Genomic DNA, 16,107 nt, shown 5'->3' with positions numbered 1-16,107 from the left:
TCAGTGGGTTCCCTTCAGACTTTCGGACCGATCGGAATCCAGCCGCGGCATCGGCTGCCACTCGGGATCCCTCAGGATGCCGCGCGATTCCCGCCAGCCACGCCAGAGTGGGGCCAGCCCGGAGAGGGAGTGTTCAACTGCCACCAGGCGCAGGACCTCCTTTGCCGCGGTGAGCAAAGTTCCCAGTCCGAATCCCCAACGATTGAACTGGCCGTTGACTACCAGATAGCGGGCCAGGTGTCCCCGGTTGCGCATGCCGCAGTAGCGGCCAAGGTCGTTTGAGTCATTGAGGTGGCGGACGCCGAGGTCGATCTGTTTCTGCTCCCGGGCCTTTTTCAGCACGTACTGATTGATGTAGGCGACGGGTTCGGACTGCGCGATCAGCCAGCCGTACGTGGTGTCGTCACCATTGAGGAAGAAGCGGGGGTCGGGCAGACCCACGAGGCGCACCACATCGGCATGCACCAGCATTCCTTCGAAACAGCCAACGTTGGTGTGGAATACCGGACGGTGACGGAAGACGTTCCCCCGAACCGGGAAGTGGACGCCCAGGAAGGCGTTGAAGCGGTGCTGCCAGAAGAACGGCTTGCCCGCGTGGTCGTAGCGGCGGCCATGAAGGCACCGGTAGGTATCCATCCAGGGCTGGAACGCCGCAAGCGCGTTGGGTAGCACCTCGACGTCGTCGTCCATCAGCCACAGCCATTCCGCTCCTTCGGCGAGAGCGCGGTCAGCACCCACGGAGAATCCGCCGGACCCGCCAACGTTTTTCTGCAGCCGGTGGTGGATCAGCGGAACCGGGAGATTGGCGGCGGCGATGACTTCATCAGTGTCGTCGGTGCTTGCGTTGTTCACCACGATGACGCCGCGGGGCGCCGGGTCCAGCCGCGAGATCGTCTGCAACAGGACGCGCAGATACCTGGCACGATTGAACGTTGTCACCACCAAGGTCACGTCGGCTGCAGACATGTCAAAAACCCCGGTCCGACGGCGGTCCGAAGCCGCGCGCGCGTACTCCAGTGGAGTACGCGGCAAACCATTCGGCGAGCCCGCGCGGGTCGCGGCGCTTGAGGAAGTACAGCGGGTAGCCCACGCCGTCCGCAACGAGGGATTTCACGCGCCCATACCGGCGGGTGAGGTATCCGCGGTTGCGGTAGTAGTAGAACCGTTTGAACGCCGTCTCGGGGACCAGCACGTGCAGCCGGTCACCAAGGACCTGCTGTGTTTCGGCCCAGCCGGGAGGATGACTGAGCGCAACGGTCGTGACCGTGCCGAACGGGATCCCGGCCCGGCGCAGGCGCAGCATGAAGTCGGTCTCGTCCCCGCGGATGAACAGCCGCAGGTCAGGAAGACCGACCCGAAAAAACACCTCAGTGCGGATCAGTGCGCCGTTGAAGAATTGGCCGACGCCGGGGATGATCCCCAGCTTCTCCACTTCTGCCCGGTCATGGACCGAACGACCGCCGACCCGGAAAGGGAATGACAGCCTGGTCGGTTCGCCCGGCGCCACAATCAGCGGGACGACGACGTCGAGGCCCTCGGTTTTCGCGGCAGCCATCAGCGTGGCGAGCGCCTCGGGGTCCTCGGGATGGGCGTCATCGTCCATGATCCAGACCCACTCGGCACCGCTCGCCATGGCCGAAAGTATTGCTAGCGAGAAACCGCCTGCGCCACCGAGGTTGCTCAGGGAGCGGATGTAATTGACGGGCGCAGCGGACTCAGTGGCGATTGCGTCAACACTCTGCGTTCCGGAATCTACCAGCGCAACCGATGTGAGGGGGACACTCTGCTGGGACAGTGCCAGCAAGAGGGTACGGAGGTCGTCGGGGCGGTCAAATGTTACTGCCGCAACGGCCACGGTATCCTGCAAGTCAGTCCTTTCCGGTCCACTCACCACACGCCTTGAAAGCGGTCGGGGCCGGGTAGTGCGGTTAGTATTCTCGGGTAGAGAAAGTCTATTACACCAGCACGAGCTGAGAGTTGGCCGTGCGGACTCGAACAGCACGTCTGCCATCATCGTCGACCCGTTGTTAGGAACCATGAAACCCGCTGACCGCGTGGATCCAGCCCGGGACGGGTCCGGAGACAGCACCACGACCCGTTCGGAGAAGCCAGCACTGTGGCTGTGGTCGCAGTTCATTTTCGACTCGGTGGCCTGGGTTGTCGCAATTCTTCTGGCACTGGTGCTCCGGTACGAATTGCTGATCAACCAGATCAACATGGCCGGCGTCGTGGCGTTCTGCGCAGTGGCCCTCGCCGCGCAGCTGGCGGTCGGTCTGAGCTTCGCGCTCTACCGCGGACGCTATAGTTTCGGCAGTTTCCATGAGGCGAAGCTACTGGTCATCGTGACCGTCATCGTTTCCGTCATCCTGCTGCTGGTGAGCGTTGTGTTTTTCTCCATCATCGAGATTCCGCGCAGCATCGCCATCATCGCTTTCCCTTTCGCCTGTATGTTCATGGCATCCACCCGGTACCTCAAGCGCATGTTCGTGGAGAGTAAAGCCAAACCGGGGGAGGACGCTCAGCGCACGCTGATTTACGGCGCCGGTTTCCTCGGCAGTTCCCTGGTGGGGCGGATGATCCAGGACCGCGAATCCCCGTACTTCCCTGTCGGGTTGATCGACGACGATCCGGCCAAGAAACACCTGCGCCTGGCAACTGTTCCCGTGCTGGGCCGCCTCGAAGATCTTCCGAGCATCATCGCCCGCACCCGCGCGTACGTGCTCGTCATTGCCTTCGCCGACGTCGAGGCCGCCCAGGTCCGCAAGGTCTCGGACCTGGTGGCTGGGATGAATATCCGGGTCCTGGTGCTCCCACCGCTACGCGACATGCTCGCCACGGGAGGTTCCGGCGCCGGGTTCTCCGATTTCCGCGAAGTTGCCGTCGAGGACCTGATTGGCCGTCGACCGGTAGACATCCACGCCGATGAGGTGGCCGGGTACATCACTGGGAGGAAGGTCCTCGTGACGGGGGCTGGCGGGTCCATCGGGTCCGAACTGTGCCGCCAACTGGCGCAGTTCAACCCAGCCGAGCTGATCATGCTGGATCGCGACGAAACCGGGCTGCAAACCACCCAGCTGTCGATGACGGGCCGCGGTCTGCTGACCGGCAAGGACACGGTGCTTGCCGACATCCGTGACGCCGAGACCCTGCTTGGCATCTTTGCGGAGCGTACGCCGGAGGTGGTCTTCCATGCCGCTGCTCTCAAACATGTATCGCTCCTGGAGCAGTACCCTGAAGAGGCCTGGAAGACCAACGTCCTCGGCACCCAGAATGTGCTCAACGCGGCCAAGGCTGCAGGGGTTGAGCACTTCGTGAACATTTCGACCGACAAGGCAGCGAAGCCCACCAGCGTCCTCGGTCATTCCAAGCGGGTCGCAGAGAAACTCACGGCCTGGCAGGCTACTCAAACCGCCAGGAGCTACGTATCGGTTCGGTTTGGGAACGTGATTGGCAGCCGAGGCTCAATGTTGCCGCTTTTCACCGAACAGATCCGGGTCGGCGGGCCCATTACCGTGACTGATCCCGAGGTCACCCGCTTCTTTATGACCATCCCGGAAGCCTGCCAGCTGGTAATCCAGGCCGGGGCCATTGGCCGCCCGGGCGAGGTCCTCATCCTGGACATGGGCGAGGCAGTCAAGATTCTCGACGTCGCCCGGCGGATGATCGCTATGTCAGGCAAGGACATTGAAGTGGTTTTCACCGGTCTTCGGCCGGGGGAGAAGATGCACGAGGACCTGGTCGGCTTCGGCGAGGATGGCGCCCGGCCCCTGCATCCAAAGATCTCGCACACCTCCGTGTCCGCTCTGGACCCGTGCCAGCTCAACCTGATCGACTGGAAGCGCAAGGGCGGCATTGCCAGTGATTGACCTGCGGCTGGCCCTGGTGGTTGGTGTGGCGTTGGCGCTGAGCGGAGTCCTGCCGTTTGCCCTCAAGCCGCTGCTGGCCCGGCTTGGCGTGCTGGACGTTCCTAATGAGCGCTCCTCACACACCGCCGTCGTGATCCGCGGCGTCGGTATCACCGTCGCGATGGGGATTACCGGGGGACTGGTGCTCTCTTTGGCCACCGGCCTCGTGGCAGTGGATCGCTCGCTGATCCTGATCATCCTCACGATGCTGTCAGCCGCCGCACTACTCGGCTGGATCGAAGACTACCGGGGGATTTCGATCCAGGTGCGTGCACTTCTGCAACTGGCCATTGGGGCGGTGGGAACCGCAGCACTGGCCTGGACCATTGGGCAAAGCTTCTGGTGGGTTCCGGTGGGCGCGCTGGCGGTTGCTGCCTACATCAACGCAGCAAACTTCATGGACGGAATCAACGGCATCTCCGGCCTGCACGGAGTAGCTGTCGGCATCTTCTATGCGGCAGCCGGGGTACTCAGTACCCAGCCGTGGCTGACTGTGGCCGGGCTCGTCGTGGCGGCCGCCTTCGCCGGTTTCCTGCCCTGGAATCTGGGCCGTGGGTTCGTTTTCCTCGGCGACGTCGGCAGCTACCTTCTTGGTGCCTCGATTGCAGCTATCGCCGTCGCCGGCCTGCTGGCCGGTGTGTACCTCGAATATCTACTTTCGCCCGTTTTGATCTACCTCGCCGACACGTTCACTACCTTCCTTCGTCGGGTCAGGGCCGGCGACCGGTGGTATGCCTCCCATCGGGAACACGTTTACCAGCGTTTGACTGACATCGGGTTAACACATGTTCAGTCGGCACTGGTGGTCACAGGCGCCTCCGTGCTGACCGGTGCTGCCGGTTTTGTTGCTGCGACTGCCCCGCCGCTCGTCGCGGTGGCCTTTTCGCTGCTCGCGGCAGCGGCGGTGGCGCTCTACCTCTACTCTCCGCGTCTCCTGGCCGGCCGGTTGAAGGCCAAACAGACGCGCTGAACGGACGCCAGTGTTTCCCAGGGGTCCGAGGGCAAATTCTCTGTACGGTAGAATTGGACGGCAGTCCGCGGTTATCGTTCCGGGGCTGAGCCGGGGACTTCCCTCACATCGAATCTACGAACGGATTCCCTATGAGTACACCTGACCCCCGGGGCGTCGGTGCCCCCGGCAGCAACGCCCACCCTGCCGCAGACCCATCGGGGTCTCTGTGGCTGGGAATCCTGAAGATGTGCATGGCGGTCACCGGCGCTCTCATTGCGGTGGCAGCGATCGTCGCCCTGCTGGTTTCCGGTCCGGCCGATGCGCTGAGCGCACTTTTCGGGTATCTGGTGGTGGTCGCGTTCTTTGGGATCAGCCTGGCCGTTGGCCATTTCGCGGGGCGCAACAACCCCTCGGGGGCCATCGGGCTCTTCGCCGTGACGTACGCGATCAAGGTCGTTGGGTTCGCTGTGGTTCTGTTTGTCCTTGGCACCCCACCCTGGCTCGATCCGAACTGGTTCTTTGCCGGGGCCGTCGGAACGGTAATTCTCTGGCAGACGGTGGAGTTGTATGTTTTCTCCAAAGCCCGGCACCAGCTCTACAACGACCCGGAGCCGGCCAAGCCGGTCCCAGGAAATGAGGATCACCATGGCTGAACCCCACCCACATGAACCCCATCAGGCCCCTTCCGCGACTGCTGCTGGCAGCGACGACCGGGGCAGGTATGGGGAGGGTGGTTATAACGCCGGGTTGGCAGTCTTCAGCTACATTATTGGCGGGATCGTTGTCTGGAGTTTGATAGGCTGGGGGCTGGACAACCTCCTGGGGACACAATGGATAGTGCTCGCTGGAGGTCTCTTGGGTGCAGCCGGGGGTTTTTACCTCTCCCACATGCATAACCTCACCCGCTCAAGTACAGCTGATCCCGGTTCGACGCCGCGGGACAGCGGCGGGAAAGCTGGGGAGAAACCCTTGTGATCGTCGAAAAACTTAATGAGTCGGAGCAGTAATCCCATGCCCGATCAGAATTTGCCCAATGATGGACACTGCAGAGAGGAAACGCGTTGATCGCGCTTGCGCTCCCGGCCACTACAACGGATGAGGGTTTCGTAGCCCCCACTATTGACGACACCCACTATCGGGATATTCTCCCGTGGGGCGGTGAATACGGCGTCTGGTTCGAAGGTGGCTTCGGCAAGCAGATGCTGATGCTCATCCTGTCAGTCATCTTTATTGCCGTCTTCTTCGTCATTGCCTCCCGCAAGGGGAAGATGGTCCCTGGCAAGATGCAGTTTCTGGGGGAGTCCGCTTACGGATTTGTCCGGAACTCGATCGGTAAGGACATTATCGGTGGCAAGGACTTCATGAAGTACGTGCCGTGGCTTTTCACGGCATTTTTCTTCGTCCTGGTAAACAACATTTTCGGTGCGATTCCGGGTTTGCAGCTGCCGAGTTTCTCCCACCCAGGTAGTGCATATGCCATTGCCGCGATTTTTTACGTGCTCTGGGTCGGCATTGGTATCAAAAAGCATGGGCTTCGCTACTTCAAACTGGCTGTTGTCCCGTCTGGGGTGCCCTGGTACATCCTGCCGATCGTGGTCCCGATCGAGATTATTTCGAACTTCCTCGTCCGTCCGGTCACTCACTCCCTCCGACTGTTCGCCACTATGCTCGCAGGCCACCTCATCGTGACGCTGGCCGGTTCGGCCATCGAGTACATGGTAATGACCGGCAACATCCTGCTGCAGGGAACCAGCGTGCTGGTCCTGGTAGGAGCAGTAGCGATGTACATGCTCGAGGTTCTGATCATGCTCCTTCAGGCGTATGTGTTCACACTGCTGGCGGCCATCTACATCGAAGGCGCACTCCACGCCGACGCACACTAATTTCACGACAAACAAATACAGACTTCCCCGTCGGGGATGATCCCAAACAACCTGTCGCAGCAAGCGGCATCTTGAAAGGAACACAATGGAAGTACAGGGTAGCCTCAACCTCGTTGGATACGGTCTCTCCGCAATCGGCGGTGGTATCGGTGTGGGACTCGTCTTCGCCGCATACATCAACGGTGTAGCGCGCCAGCCGGAAGCCCAGCGGGTACTCCAGCCCATCGCCTTCCTCGGACTGGCACTGACTGAAGCACTCGCCATCCTCGGCCTGGTCTTCGCGTTCGTTATCGGCGCGTAGTTACGCGTCCGAGACGGTCCATAGACAAGCTAAAGAAAGACGGGTGAAACATGCTTAACGCAGCGATTATGGCCGCAGAAGAGGGCTCAAGTCCGCTTGTCCCGAACCTGTGGGAACTGCTCGTTACCTTGGTGGGCTTCGCGGTGCTGATGTTCATCGTCAAAAAGTTCGTGATGCCGGCGTTCGAAAAGACGTTTGCTGAGCGCACCGAAGCCATCGAAGGCGGCATCGCCAAGGCCGAAGCAGCACAGGCCGAAGCGAATGCAGCGCTTGACGAGTACAAGCAGCAATTGGTCGATGCTCGCACCGAAGCCAACCGCATCCGGGAGGAAGCACGCGCCGAAGGTGCGCAAATCCTCGCGGAACTAAAGGAAAAGGCTGGAGCAGAGTCAGCTCGCATCACTGAGCAGGCCCACGTCCAGATTGAAGCAGAACGTCAGGCAGCTGTCGTCTCGCTCCGCGCCGAAGTTGGCACGCTGGCTACCGACCTCGCCAGCCGCATTGTCGGAGAGTCACTGTCCGACGATCAGCGGTCCGCACGAGTGGTTGACCGATTCCTGGCCGACCTCGAAACTCAGAGCGCAGGTGCATCGAAGTAATGGCAGGTGTATCCAGCCAGTCCCTGGTAACAGCACTCAAAGATCTCGAAACCCGTCTGCCCGGCGCACCGCTGACCCTTGCCGAGGAACTCTTCGGAGTCCTCGACATGCTGGACAGCAACGCCGGACTCCGCCGCGCACTGACCGACCCATCCCGCGAAGGCAGGGACAAAGCCGCTCTGGTTTCGACTCTGGTAGCCGGCAAGGTATCGGAACAGACCGCGTCGGTGGTCAGGGAACTGGTCTCCATGCGGTGGGCCGCGGCCCGCGACCTTGGAGACGCGCTGGAAACCCTCGGCGCCACTGCAGCGATTGCGGTGGCAGAGAACCGGGGCTACGGAGCCGAAAGTCTTGAGGGTCTCGAAAACGATCTCTTTGACTTCATCAGGACCGTCGAATCAAGCCATGAGTTGCAGCGTGCTCTGTCCGAACGGCAGGCTAGTGACGATGCCAGGGTGAACCTGGCGTTGAAACTGGTGCCGAACGCCGGAGCCGAGGCACGGCTGTTGGTGCGCCAGGCAGTGCAGGCACCCCGCGGTATCAAGCCCACCCACTTGGTGAAGCGGTTCGTTGAACTCGTCGCCAAGCGGCACGATCGTTGGATTGCGAACGTCAGCGTTACCCGTCCGCTGACTGATGAGCAGTTCCTGCGGTTGCAGCAGGGCCTGAACTCTCTGTTTGGACGCGAGCTCAGGACCAATGTCACCGTGGAGCCGTCGCTGATCGGCGGGGTCCGCGTTCAGGTTGGCGACGAAGTGGTCGATTCCACTGTCATTGCCAGGCTGTCTGAACTGCGGCGAAAGCTTGCGGTGTAGGACGGTCCGCCGCCCTATCCTAGACATACAACAGACTTCAATCACACACCGGTTGCCGCGAAGTAGTGGCGATCACAACACAGGAGAGCAGGGACTGCAGATGGCCGAATTGACCATCAACGCCGAAGACGTCCGTAATGCGTTGAACGAGTTTGCGGCATCCTACGAACCCGGCAACGCAGAGCGCGTTGAAGTGGGCCGCGTAAGTACTGCCAGCGATGGCATCGCCAAGGTTGAGGGTCTGCCCTCGGTGATGGCCAATGAATTGCTGCGTTTCGAAGATGGCACCCTGGGCCTCGCCCAGAACCTCGACACCCGCGAAATCGGCGTCGTCATCCTCGGTGACTTCACCGGCATCGAAGAAGGCCAGGAAGTTCACCGCACCGGAGAAATCCTCTCCGTACCCGTGGGCGACGCCTTCCTTGGCCGTGTGGTTGATCCACTGGGCCAGCCCATCGACGAGCTGGGCGAGATCAAGGCTGAAGGGCGGCGTGCATTGGAGCTTCAGGCTCCCGGTGTCACCGAGCGCAAGTCAGTCCACGAGCCAATGCAGACCGGCCTCAAGGCCATCGACGCAATGATTCCGATCGGCCGTGGCCAGCGCCAGCTGATCATTGGTGACCGCCAGACCGGCAAGACTGCTATCGCCGTCGATACCATCATCAACCAGAAGGCCAACTGGGAATCCGGCGACGTGAAGAAGCAGGTTCGCTGCATCTACGTTGCTATCGGCCAGAAGGCTTCAACGATCGCTGCTGTTCGCCAGACCCTTGAGGACAAGGGCGCGCTGGAGTACACCACAATTGTGGCGTCACCAGCGTCCGACCCCTCAGGGTTCAAGTACCTGGCCCCCTACGCGGGCTCGGCTATTGGCCAGCACTGGATGTACGCTGGTAAGCACGTTCTGGTCATCTTCGATGATCTCTCCAAGCAGGCCGAGGCGTACCGCGCAGTTTCACTGCTGCTGCGCCGCCCGCCAGGACGCGAAGCCTACCCGGGCGACGTGTTCTACCTGCACTCCCGTCTGCTCGAGCGTTGCGCAAAGCTCTCCGACGAGCTCGGTGCGGGTTCGATGACCGGTCTGCCGATCGTCGAGACCAAGGCCAACGACGTCTCGGCCTTCATTCCGACCAACGTCATCTCGATCACCGACGGGCAGATCTTCCTGCAGTCGGACCTCTTCAACGCCAACCAGCGTCCAGCAGTGGACGTCGGTGTCTCGGTGTCCCGCGTTGGCGGTTCGGCACAGGTCAAGGCCATGAAAAAGGTTTCCGGTACGTTGAAGCTGGACCTTGCGCAGTACCGCGACATGCAGGCCTTCGCGATGTTCGCGTCCGACCTGGATGCCGCGTCACGCCAGCAGCTCACCCGTGGGGCACGCCTGATGGAACTGCTCAAGCAGGGTCAGTACGCGCCATTCCCCATTGAGGATCAGGTGGTGTCCATCTGGGCCGGTACCAACGGCTACCTGGACGATGTACCGGTTGAAGACGTCAGGAAGTTCGAGGGCCAGTTCCTCGAACACCTGCGCCACAAGTCATCGGTGCTGACTACCCTGGCGGAGACCAACCTCCTTGAAGACTCCACCGTTGACGAGCTGAAGAAGCAGATCACCGACTTCAAGCAGGGCTTCTTCGGCGAGGGCCACGACGGCCTGGTCGCAGGGCACGAAGAGTACAGCGCCCTCTCCGAGGACGAGGTCGACCAGGAGAAGATCGTCAAGCAGAAGCGCTAGGGAAACCGGCACCGGGGCGCTTCTGGCACCCCGGTGCCACCCCAGCCTTAGCCGTAATCCCCAGGTGGACTACGAAGGAAAGGACAAGTATGGGAGCCCAGATCCGGGTCTACCGCCAGAAGATCACGTCGACCACGTCGATGAGGAAGATTTTCAAGGCGATGGAGCTGATCGCGACTTCTCGCATTGGTAAGGCCAGGGCACGAGTATCCTCGTCCCTGCCGTACGCCAATGCGATCACCCGTGCCGTCTCAGCAGTGGCATCGCAGTCGGAGATCGATCACCCGCTGACCACCGAGCCGGAGCAGATCCGCCGGTCGGCGGTTCTGGTCATGACCTCGGACCGCGGTCTTGCGGGATCGTATTCGGCAAGCGTTCTGAAGCAGGCCGAGTCACTCATCGAGCTGCTGCGGGAAGAGGGCAAGGAAGTCAAGACCTACCTTGTTGGTCGGAAGGCCCAGGCCTACTTCGACTTCCGCAACCGTCCGTTTGAGAACGTGTGGATTGGTGGAACTGACGCCCCTGAGTTCGAAACTGCGCGTGAGATCGGCAAAGCATTGCTCGCCGAATTCAACACGGGGTTCGATGACGGCGGCGTCGACGAAATCCACGTTGTCTACACCCGCTTCCGGTCGATGGTGTTGCAGGAACCTACGGTCATCCGTCTGCTCCCGCTCGAGGTCGTCGAAGAGGAAGCAGTATCCGAGTCGGATCTGCTGCCGTTGTACGAGTATGAGCCAGAACCGGAAATGGTCCTGGACGCACTGCTGCCGCGCTACATCGAGTCCCGGATTTTCGCGGCTCTCCTGCAGGCAGCAGCCAGCGAACTCGCCGCCCGTCAGCGGGCGATGAAGTCCGCAGGCGACAACGCGACGGACCTGATCAAGAAATACACCCGGCTCCGCAACACTGCGCGCCAGGCGGAGATCACTCAGGAACTGTCGGAGATCGTGGCAGGTGCGGACGCGCTCAGCGCCTCCTAGCCGGTTACATCACCCAGGTTTCTGAACACGCTCCACCCTAGTTAGACTTAGCCCCACGCCATCTACGTTAGTGAAGTGAGAGAGATGACTGCCCAGACTATTGAGCACGGTAGTGACTCAGTTGCATCCGGCGGCACCGGTCGAATCGCCCGTGTCATTGGCCCGGTTGTTGACGTCGAGTTCCCGGCTGACGCCATTCCCGCCATCTATAACGCCCTGACCACTGAGATCACACTCAATGGTGAGACGCACACCATCACCTTCGAGACCTCGCAGCACCTCGGTGACAACCTGGTGCGTGCTATTTCGCTCCAGGCCACCGACGGACTGGTTCGCGGAACCGTTGTCCACGACACCGGCAGCGCCATTTCGGTACCCGTCGGCGACGTCGTCAAGGGTCACATCTTCAACGTCCTGGGCAAGCCGCTCGACGTCGAAGAGTCCTCGCTGGAGATCACCGAACGGTGGCCCATCCACCGCAAGCCACCGGCTTTCGCCCAGCTTGAGGGTTCCACCGAGATGCTGGAAACCGGTATCAAGAGCATCGACCTCCTCACCCCGTACATCAAGGGTGGCAAGATCGGACTGTTCGGTGGTGCAGGCGTCGGCAAGACGGTGCTGATCCAGGAAATGATCACCCGTGTTGCCCGTAACTTCGGTGGCACCTCGGTGTTCGCTGGGGTTGGCGAGCGTACCCGTGAAGGTAACGACCTCTGGGTTGAGATGGAAGAGGCAGGAGTCCTCAAGGACACCGCCCTTGTATTCGGCCAGATGGATGAGCCACCAGGAACGCGCCTCCGGGTGGCCCTGTCGGCGCTGACCATGGCTGAGTACTTCAGAGATGTCCAGAAGCAAGATGTGCTGTTGTTCGTTGACAACATATTCCGCTTCACCCAGGCCGGGTCCGAGGTGTCGACCCTGCTGGGCCGGATGCCGTCGGCAGTGGGCTACCAGCCGAACCTTGCGGACGAGATGGGACTCCTGCAGGAGCGCATCACCTCGACCAAGGGTCACTCGATCACGTCGATGCAGGCCGTATACGTGCCCGCTGATGACTACACCGACCCGGCGCCCGCCGCGACCTTCGCGCACCTCGATGCAACCACCGAGTTGTCCCGTGAAATCGCGTCCCGAGGCCTGTACCCGGCCATTGACCCGTTGACCTCAACCTCGCGGATCCTTGACCCGCAGTACATCGGTCAGGATCACTACAACACCGCGGTGCGCGTCAAGCAGATCCTTCAGAAAAACAAGGAACTGCAGGACATCATTGCCATCCTCGGTGTCGACGAGCTCTCTGAAGAAGACAAGATTGTTGTCTCCCGGGCACGCCGCATCCAGCAGTTCCTGTCACAGAACACCTACACGGCGAAGCAATTCACCGGCGTCGAGGGTTCGACAGTAAGCATCAAGGACACCATCGAGGGCTTCAACGCCATCGCCAACGGCGACCTTGACCACATTGCTGAGCAGGCGTTCTTCAATATTGGCGGGCTTGACGACGTCGAGCGCCAGTGGGCCAAGATCCAAGAGCAGACCGGGAAGTAATTCTCATGGCAGAACTCGAAGTAGAAATCGTTGCGGCAGACCACTTCGTGTGGTCTGGCGCGGCGACCATGGTCAGGGCCCGCACCAGCGATGGCGAAATTGGCATCCTGCCCGGGCACGCTCCGATGCTAGCCATCCTGGCCGAGGGCGAGATGGCTATCGAACCCGTATCAGGCGAACGTCTGCTGGTATCAGTTGACGGAGGATTCTTTTCGGTTGACAGCAATCGGGTGGTCATCGTCGCCGACAATGCGAAGATCGGCGGCCCTGTGTCCGCGGAGACTCGCTGACAGAATCAGTGATGGACGGTCTCGGTATAGCCTTCATCACGCTCGCAGCGGTGTTCCTGCTGCTGGTGCTCGCCATTCTGGCAGTAGGTCTACGCCGTTTTCAGCTCCGTGGAGCGCTTGGCACTTTTGACGCCTCCATCTGCTTCCCTCCCGAGGGATGGCAGATGGGGGTTTGTCGCTATACGGACCATCACCTCGAGTGGTTGAGGATGGTGTCCCTGAGCCCTTGCCCCCGTCATCGGTACCTGCGTAGTTCTCTGGAGCTTAGGGAATGGCGGCAGCCTACTGAAGCGGAGAAGCACAGGATCCAGCCCGGCGCCGTCGTGGTGTGTCTTGACTACGAGGGTGAGGAAGTGTTGCTGGCCATGAAGTTTGACGTCTACGCCGGGTTATGTTCTTGGTTGGAGGCCGGACCGGTGATCGGTATCGGCACCTGGCGTTAACGCCATGGATAGCAAGTGAGGCCCCCACGTTGAACGCGGGGGCCTCACTTGTTGAGTTGCTGAAAGCCTGGTTGTTACAGGGCTGTGACCCCAGTGGCCTGGGGGCCCTTTGCGCCCTGTCCGATTTCGAACTGAACACGCTGGTTCTCATCGAGGGTTTTGAACCCGCCGGTCTGGATCTCGGAGTAATGCACAAATACATCACCGTCTGAGTCATCCGGGGTGATAAAGCCGAAGCCCTTTTCAGCGTTGAACCACTTCACTGTTCCCTGTGCCATTTGTTTCTCCTCCATAATGAAATGTTCAGGCTCACACACTGTGTGCGGGCCCGGGGTCACTCCACGGGAACAACCTAGCGGCACCCGGCTATTTCGGTTCCGTTCGGAAGTTACACGCTCGCAACTCGGTCTTGCGAGCATGCTAAAACACGTACACAAAGACTGAAATAAGCATCACATAGGGGCCCGATCTGGTCAACGGACTTTCGGCGGATTCTGGGGAGAAATTTAGAGGGGATCGAGCCAAGTGCCTTCACGGAGAACGGCGAGAAGGCGAAGGTCGGCTGTGACTACCAGAGCGTCCGCTCTAAGTCCCAGTCGCAGGCTGCCCAATTCGTCAGCGAGTCCCAGCACGTTCGCCGGAACGGTAGTAGCCGAGGCCACTGCGTCGTCGAGTGAAACCCCTGCGGCGACAGTCCGACGGACGATGTCGAGCAGCACCGCCGTGCCACCGGCCAGGGAGCCGGTGCGGTCGAGCGTTGCAACGCCATCCCTGACGGTTACCGCCGATGGTCCAAGGTGGTACGCGCCGTCGGGAAGGCCAGTGGCCGCCATGGAGTCGGAGACCAGCGAAATGTTGTCGCTGCCGACCAGCGCAAAAACGGTAAGAACGGTCTGTGGGTCTACATGGGCGTTGTCGGCGATGAGCTCGACGACGGCGTTTCCTGCTTTGGCTATCCGGAGACAGGCAGCAACGGGGCCGGGGGAGCGGTGATGCAACGGCGGCATGCCGTTGAACAGATGGGTGACGGTCGGGCGGCCGCTGTAGCCGTCGAAACCGGTCGATTCCATTTCTTCGCGGGCCAGCGCCAGCGACGCTGCTGCCGTTTCGGCATCGCAGTCGGTGTGCCCGAGTGACGGAGTGATGCCGTGGGTGGTGAGGGCATCGATGAGGGCATCCGCGCCGGGAAGTTCCGGCGCATAGGTCATGGTCTTCATCCGCCCCTGTGCGGCTTCGATCAATTCCGCCACGTACTCCGGTTCGGGATCGACGATGAAGGCGGGGTTTTGAGCACCACAGCGCGCTGTCGAGACGAAGGGGCCCTCGGCATGGATACCAGCAATCAGGCCCTCCTCGGCCAGGCCGGCAAGTACTGATAGGGCTTTGAGTAGATCGGACCGTGGCGCCGTCATGGTGCTGGCGAGGGCGGTGGTCGTTCCACTGCGATGAAGGAAGTCGATTGCGCGCCGGGCCTGTGCAACATCCCCATTGGCGAAATCTCCGCCGTTTGCCCCATGGCAGTGGGTGTCGACTAGTCCGGGCATAAGGACACTCCCGTGGGGAAAGGTTCTGTCGGCCGGTGAGGATCCGGCGCTGAACCCCGCGGCCGGTCCGGCGTAGGAAATGCGGTCGCCGTCGTAGGCAAGAACCCCGTCCTCGACAATCCCCGACTCAGTGACAAGGCGTCCGCGAATGTAGCTCGCGGTGGGCGGTCCCGGATCTTCGCTGCTAGCCATAGCCCGATTCTATGCGTTGCCGGACCACAGCCGCCGTGGACCGCGTTGTTTCAGCGGTCCAGCCCACTGTCCAAGACCTCAGGTGACGGCTGTGACGGTGTGGGGCGGGGCCCTGTGCTCTGTTCCGGGTAGGGGTGGTGCGGTGGAGTTGTAGGTGTGGCCGGTGGGGGTGGTGATACGGAAGGTGTGCCGAGACCCTGTGCCTGGGCGTGAGTTGGGTGCTGATCCAGGTCCGGGGCGTGGTTGTGCTGTCCAGCCGGGTTTTTCTTTGGTGTGGTTGCATGCCTCGCAGAGCCCCGCCGAATTCGGAATGGAGGTGGGTCCGCCGCGGTGCCAGGGGATGATGTGGTCGTAGTGGCGGATCGGCGCGTCGCAGTACGGGGTGCGGCAGGTATCGTCCCGGACGGTGATGAACCGGCGTTGCGCCCGGGTGAAAAGCCGGGCTTTCGAATCCATGCCGACCAGCTCCCCGGTGCCCGGCGCGGTGTAGAGGCGGCGCACCCACACGTCGAAGGCTTCGCGGCCAACACCGGTGGACTCCGAGCGGCCAGAGGAATCAGAGTGGCCACTGGGATCAGAGGGATCAGTGGAATCAGTGGGATCAGTGGGATCAGAAGGTTCAGCGGGCTGGGTGGGATCAGAGGATTCAGCAGGTTCAGTGGGCTGGGTGGGTTCGGGGTTCAGGAGCTGCCGTGCCCAGGAGGAGGGGACGATGCCGTAGCCGGGGATCCTGGCGGGTTCGCTATCGCCTTGGAGCAGGGTCCGGTCGGTGATGATGACCTGCAGTTCGATCCGGGACACGCCTTCGGGGGTCCCGGTGATCCGTTCGATCAGGGTGTCGGCCATCAGCTGACCCTTGGACCGGGTGTCCCCGCCGGCCCGGGCGGTATCGGCGTGCCGGGTCAACGCCGCGTAGG

General features: G+C 61.5%; 18 protein-coding genes. 13 read left to right on the top strand and 5 right to left on the bottom strand.

Going from position 1 to position 16,107, the window contains the following annotated elements:
- Positions 1-966 carry a glycosyltransferase gene (locus ACX80O_RS00090; protein ID WP_459305686.1) on the bottom strand — a complete coding sequence of 322 codons (966 nt, stop codon included), beginning with the start codon at positions 964-966 and terminating at the stop codon, positions 1-3.
- 1 nt (position 967) lies between these two features.
- Positions 968-1,867 (bottom strand): glycosyltransferase, encoded by a 900-nt coding sequence (locus ACX80O_RS00085; protein ID WP_459332117.1) that lies wholly within the window; start codon positions 1,865-1,867, stop codon positions 968-970.
- A gap of 169 nt (positions 1,868-2,036) precedes the next feature.
- Between ACX80O_RS00085 and ACX80O_RS00080 the strand changes: the two genes are divergently transcribed.
- From ACX80O_RS00080 to ACX80O_RS00020, 13 genes are all read left to right on the top strand, one after another.
- A complete protein-coding gene (locus ACX80O_RS00080; RefSeq protein WP_459332116.1) occupies positions 2,037-3,866 on the top strand; it encodes a polysaccharide biosynthesis protein in 1,830 nt (609 codons plus the stop codon).
- Positions 3,859-4,875, top strand: coding sequence for an MraY family glycosyltransferase (locus tag ACX80O_RS00075; protein ID WP_459332268.1), 1,017 nt, complete (start codon positions 3,859-3,861; stop codon positions 4,873-4,875). The genes ACX80O_RS00080 and ACX80O_RS00075 overlap by 8 nt, the downstream gene beginning before the upstream one ends.
- Positions 4,876-5,006: 131 nt before the next feature.
- The gene (locus ACX80O_RS00070) at positions 5,007-5,510 is read left to right on the top strand and encodes a Cg1360 family ATP-synthase-associated protein (RefSeq protein WP_459332115.1); all 504 of its coding nucleotides are present in this window, start codon (positions 5,007-5,009) and stop codon (positions 5,508-5,510) included.
- Entirely contained in the window at positions 5,503-5,832 is a 330-nt protein-coding gene (locus ACX80O_RS00065) for a hypothetical protein (RefSeq protein ID WP_459332114.1), read from the top strand. Before ACX80O_RS00070 ends, ACX80O_RS00065 begins: the two co-directional genes overlap by 8 nt.
- A gap of 86 nt (positions 5,833-5,918) precedes the next feature.
- Complete coding sequence (gene atpB, locus ACX80O_RS00060; RefSeq protein ID WP_459305693.1) at positions 5,919-6,740, top strand: F0F1 ATP synthase subunit A; 822 nt, start codon at positions 5,919-5,921, stop codon at positions 6,738-6,740.
- An 85-nt stretch (positions 6,741-6,825) separates the two neighbouring features.
- The gene (locus ACX80O_RS00055) at positions 6,826-7,041 is read left to right on the top strand and encodes an ATP synthase F0 subunit c (protein ID WP_019481292.1); all 216 of its coding nucleotides are present in this window, start codon (positions 6,826-6,828) and stop codon (positions 7,039-7,041) included.
- A gap of 50 nt (positions 7,042-7,091) precedes the next feature.
- Entirely contained in the window at positions 7,092-7,640 is a 549-nt protein-coding gene (locus tag ACX80O_RS00050; protein ID WP_459332113.1) for a F0F1 ATP synthase subunit B, read from the top strand.
- Complete coding sequence (locus ACX80O_RS00045; RefSeq protein ID WP_459305697.1) at positions 7,640-8,455, top strand: F0F1 ATP synthase subunit delta; 816 nt, start codon at positions 7,640-7,642, stop codon at positions 8,453-8,455. Before ACX80O_RS00050 ends, ACX80O_RS00045 begins: the two co-directional genes overlap by 1 nt.
- 100 nt (positions 8,456-8,555) lie before the next feature.
- The gene (gene atpA / locus ACX80O_RS00040) at positions 8,556-10,190 is read left to right on the top strand and encodes a F0F1 ATP synthase subunit alpha (RefSeq protein ID WP_196841718.1); all 1,635 of its coding nucleotides are present in this window, start codon (positions 8,556-8,558) and stop codon (positions 10,188-10,190) included.
- Positions 10,191-10,279: 89 nt separating this feature from the next.
- Positions 10,280-11,173, top strand: coding sequence for a F0F1 ATP synthase subunit gamma (locus tag ACX80O_RS00035; RefSeq protein WP_459305698.1), 894 nt, complete (start codon positions 10,280-10,282; stop codon positions 11,171-11,173).
- A gap of 84 nt (positions 11,174-11,257) precedes the next feature.
- Complete coding sequence (gene atpD, locus ACX80O_RS00030; protein WP_171584210.1) at positions 11,258-12,721, top strand: F0F1 ATP synthase subunit beta; 1,464 nt, start codon at positions 11,258-11,260, stop codon at positions 12,719-12,721.
- 5 nt (positions 12,722-12,726) lie between these two features.
- Entirely contained in the window at positions 12,727-13,011 is a 285-nt protein-coding gene (locus ACX80O_RS00025; protein WP_019481286.1) for a F0F1 ATP synthase subunit epsilon, read from the top strand.
- 11 nt (positions 13,012-13,022) lie between these two features.
- The gene (locus tag ACX80O_RS00020) at positions 13,023-13,454 is read left to right on the top strand and encodes a DUF2550 domain-containing protein (protein WP_459332112.1); all 432 of its coding nucleotides are present in this window, start codon (positions 13,023-13,025) and stop codon (positions 13,452-13,454) included.
- A 74-nt stretch (positions 13,455-13,528) separates the two neighbouring features.
- Here ACX80O_RS00020 and ACX80O_RS00015 read toward each other — a convergent pair whose 3' ends face one another.
- The 3 genes from ACX80O_RS00015 to ACX80O_RS00005 form a co-directional block, all read right to left on the bottom strand.
- Positions 13,529-13,732: a cold-shock protein gene (locus ACX80O_RS00015; protein WP_019481284.1), complete on the bottom strand. Its 204-nt coding sequence runs from the start codon at positions 13,730-13,732 to the stop codon at positions 13,529-13,531.
- 228 nt (positions 13,733-13,960) lie between these two features.
- On the bottom strand, positions 13,961-15,190 hold the full coding sequence (locus tag ACX80O_RS00010; RefSeq protein ID WP_459305704.1) for an N-acetylglucosamine-6-phosphate deacetylase: 1,230 nt from the start codon (positions 15,188-15,190) through the stop codon (positions 13,961-13,963).
- A gap of 78 nt (positions 15,191-15,268) precedes the next feature.
- On the bottom strand, positions 15,269-16,107 hold an 839-nt coding region (locus ACX80O_RS00005; RefSeq protein ID WP_459332111.1), incomplete at its 5' end, for an HNH endonuclease.

It is taken from the genome of Arthrobacter glycogeni (assembly GCF_054511155.1).
This window is presented reverse-complemented; position numbering and strand designations above follow the sequence as displayed.

What these genes read in the sequence shown, in the direction of transcription:
- ACX80O_RS00065 (WP_459332114.1), top strand. Translation starts at nt 5,503, where the DNA reads ATGGCTGAACCCCACCCACATGAACCCCATCAGGCCCCTTCCGCGACT.
- atpA (WP_196841718.1), top strand. Translation starts at nt 8,556, where the DNA reads ATGGCCGAATTGACCATCAACGCCGAAGACGTCCGTAATGCGTTGAAC.
- ACX80O_RS00020 (WP_459332112.1), top strand. Translation starts at nt 13,023, where the DNA reads ATGGACGGTCTCGGTATAGCCTTCATCACGCTCGCAGCGGTGTTCCTG.
- ACX80O_RS00045 (WP_459305697.1), top strand. Translation starts at nt 7,640, where the DNA reads ATGGCAGGTGTATCCAGCCAGTCCCTGGTAACAGCACTCAAAGATCTC.
- ACX80O_RS00035 (WP_459305698.1), top strand. Translation starts at nt 10,280, where the DNA reads ATGGGAGCCCAGATCCGGGTCTACCGCCAGAAGATCACGTCGACCACG.
- ACX80O_RS00090 (WP_459305686.1), bottom strand. Translation starts at nt 966, where the DNA reads ATGTCTGCAGCCGACGTGACCTTGGTGGTGACAACGTTCAATCGTGCC.
- ACX80O_RS00050 (WP_459332113.1), top strand. Translation starts at nt 7,092, where the DNA reads ATGCTTAACGCAGCGATTATGGCCGCAGAAGAGGGCTCAAGTCCGCTT.
- ACX80O_RS00055 (WP_019481292.1), top strand. Translation starts at nt 6,826, where the DNA reads ATGGAAGTACAGGGTAGCCTCAACCTCGTTGGATACGGTCTCTCCGCA.
- ACX80O_RS00080 (WP_459332116.1), top strand. Translation starts at nt 2,037, where the DNA reads ATGAAACCCGCTGACCGCGTGGATCCAGCCCGGGACGGGTCCGGAGAC.
- ACX80O_RS00025 (WP_019481286.1), top strand. Translation starts at nt 12,727, where the DNA reads ATGGCAGAACTCGAAGTAGAAATCGTTGCGGCAGACCACTTCGTGTGG.
- ACX80O_RS00010 (WP_459305704.1), bottom strand. Translation starts at nt 15,190, where the DNA reads ATGGCTAGCAGCGAAGATCCGGGACCGCCCACCGCGAGCTACATTCGC.
- ACX80O_RS00070 (WP_459332115.1), top strand. Translation starts at nt 5,007, where the DNA reads ATGAGTACACCTGACCCCCGGGGCGTCGGTGCCCCCGGCAGCAACGCC.
- atpD (WP_171584210.1), top strand. Translation starts at nt 11,258, where the DNA reads ATGACTGCCCAGACTATTGAGCACGGTAGTGACTCAGTTGCATCCGGC.
- ACX80O_RS00015 (WP_019481284.1), bottom strand. Translation starts at nt 13,732, where the DNA reads ATGGCACAGGGAACAGTGAAGTGGTTCAACGCTGAAAAGGGCTTCGGC.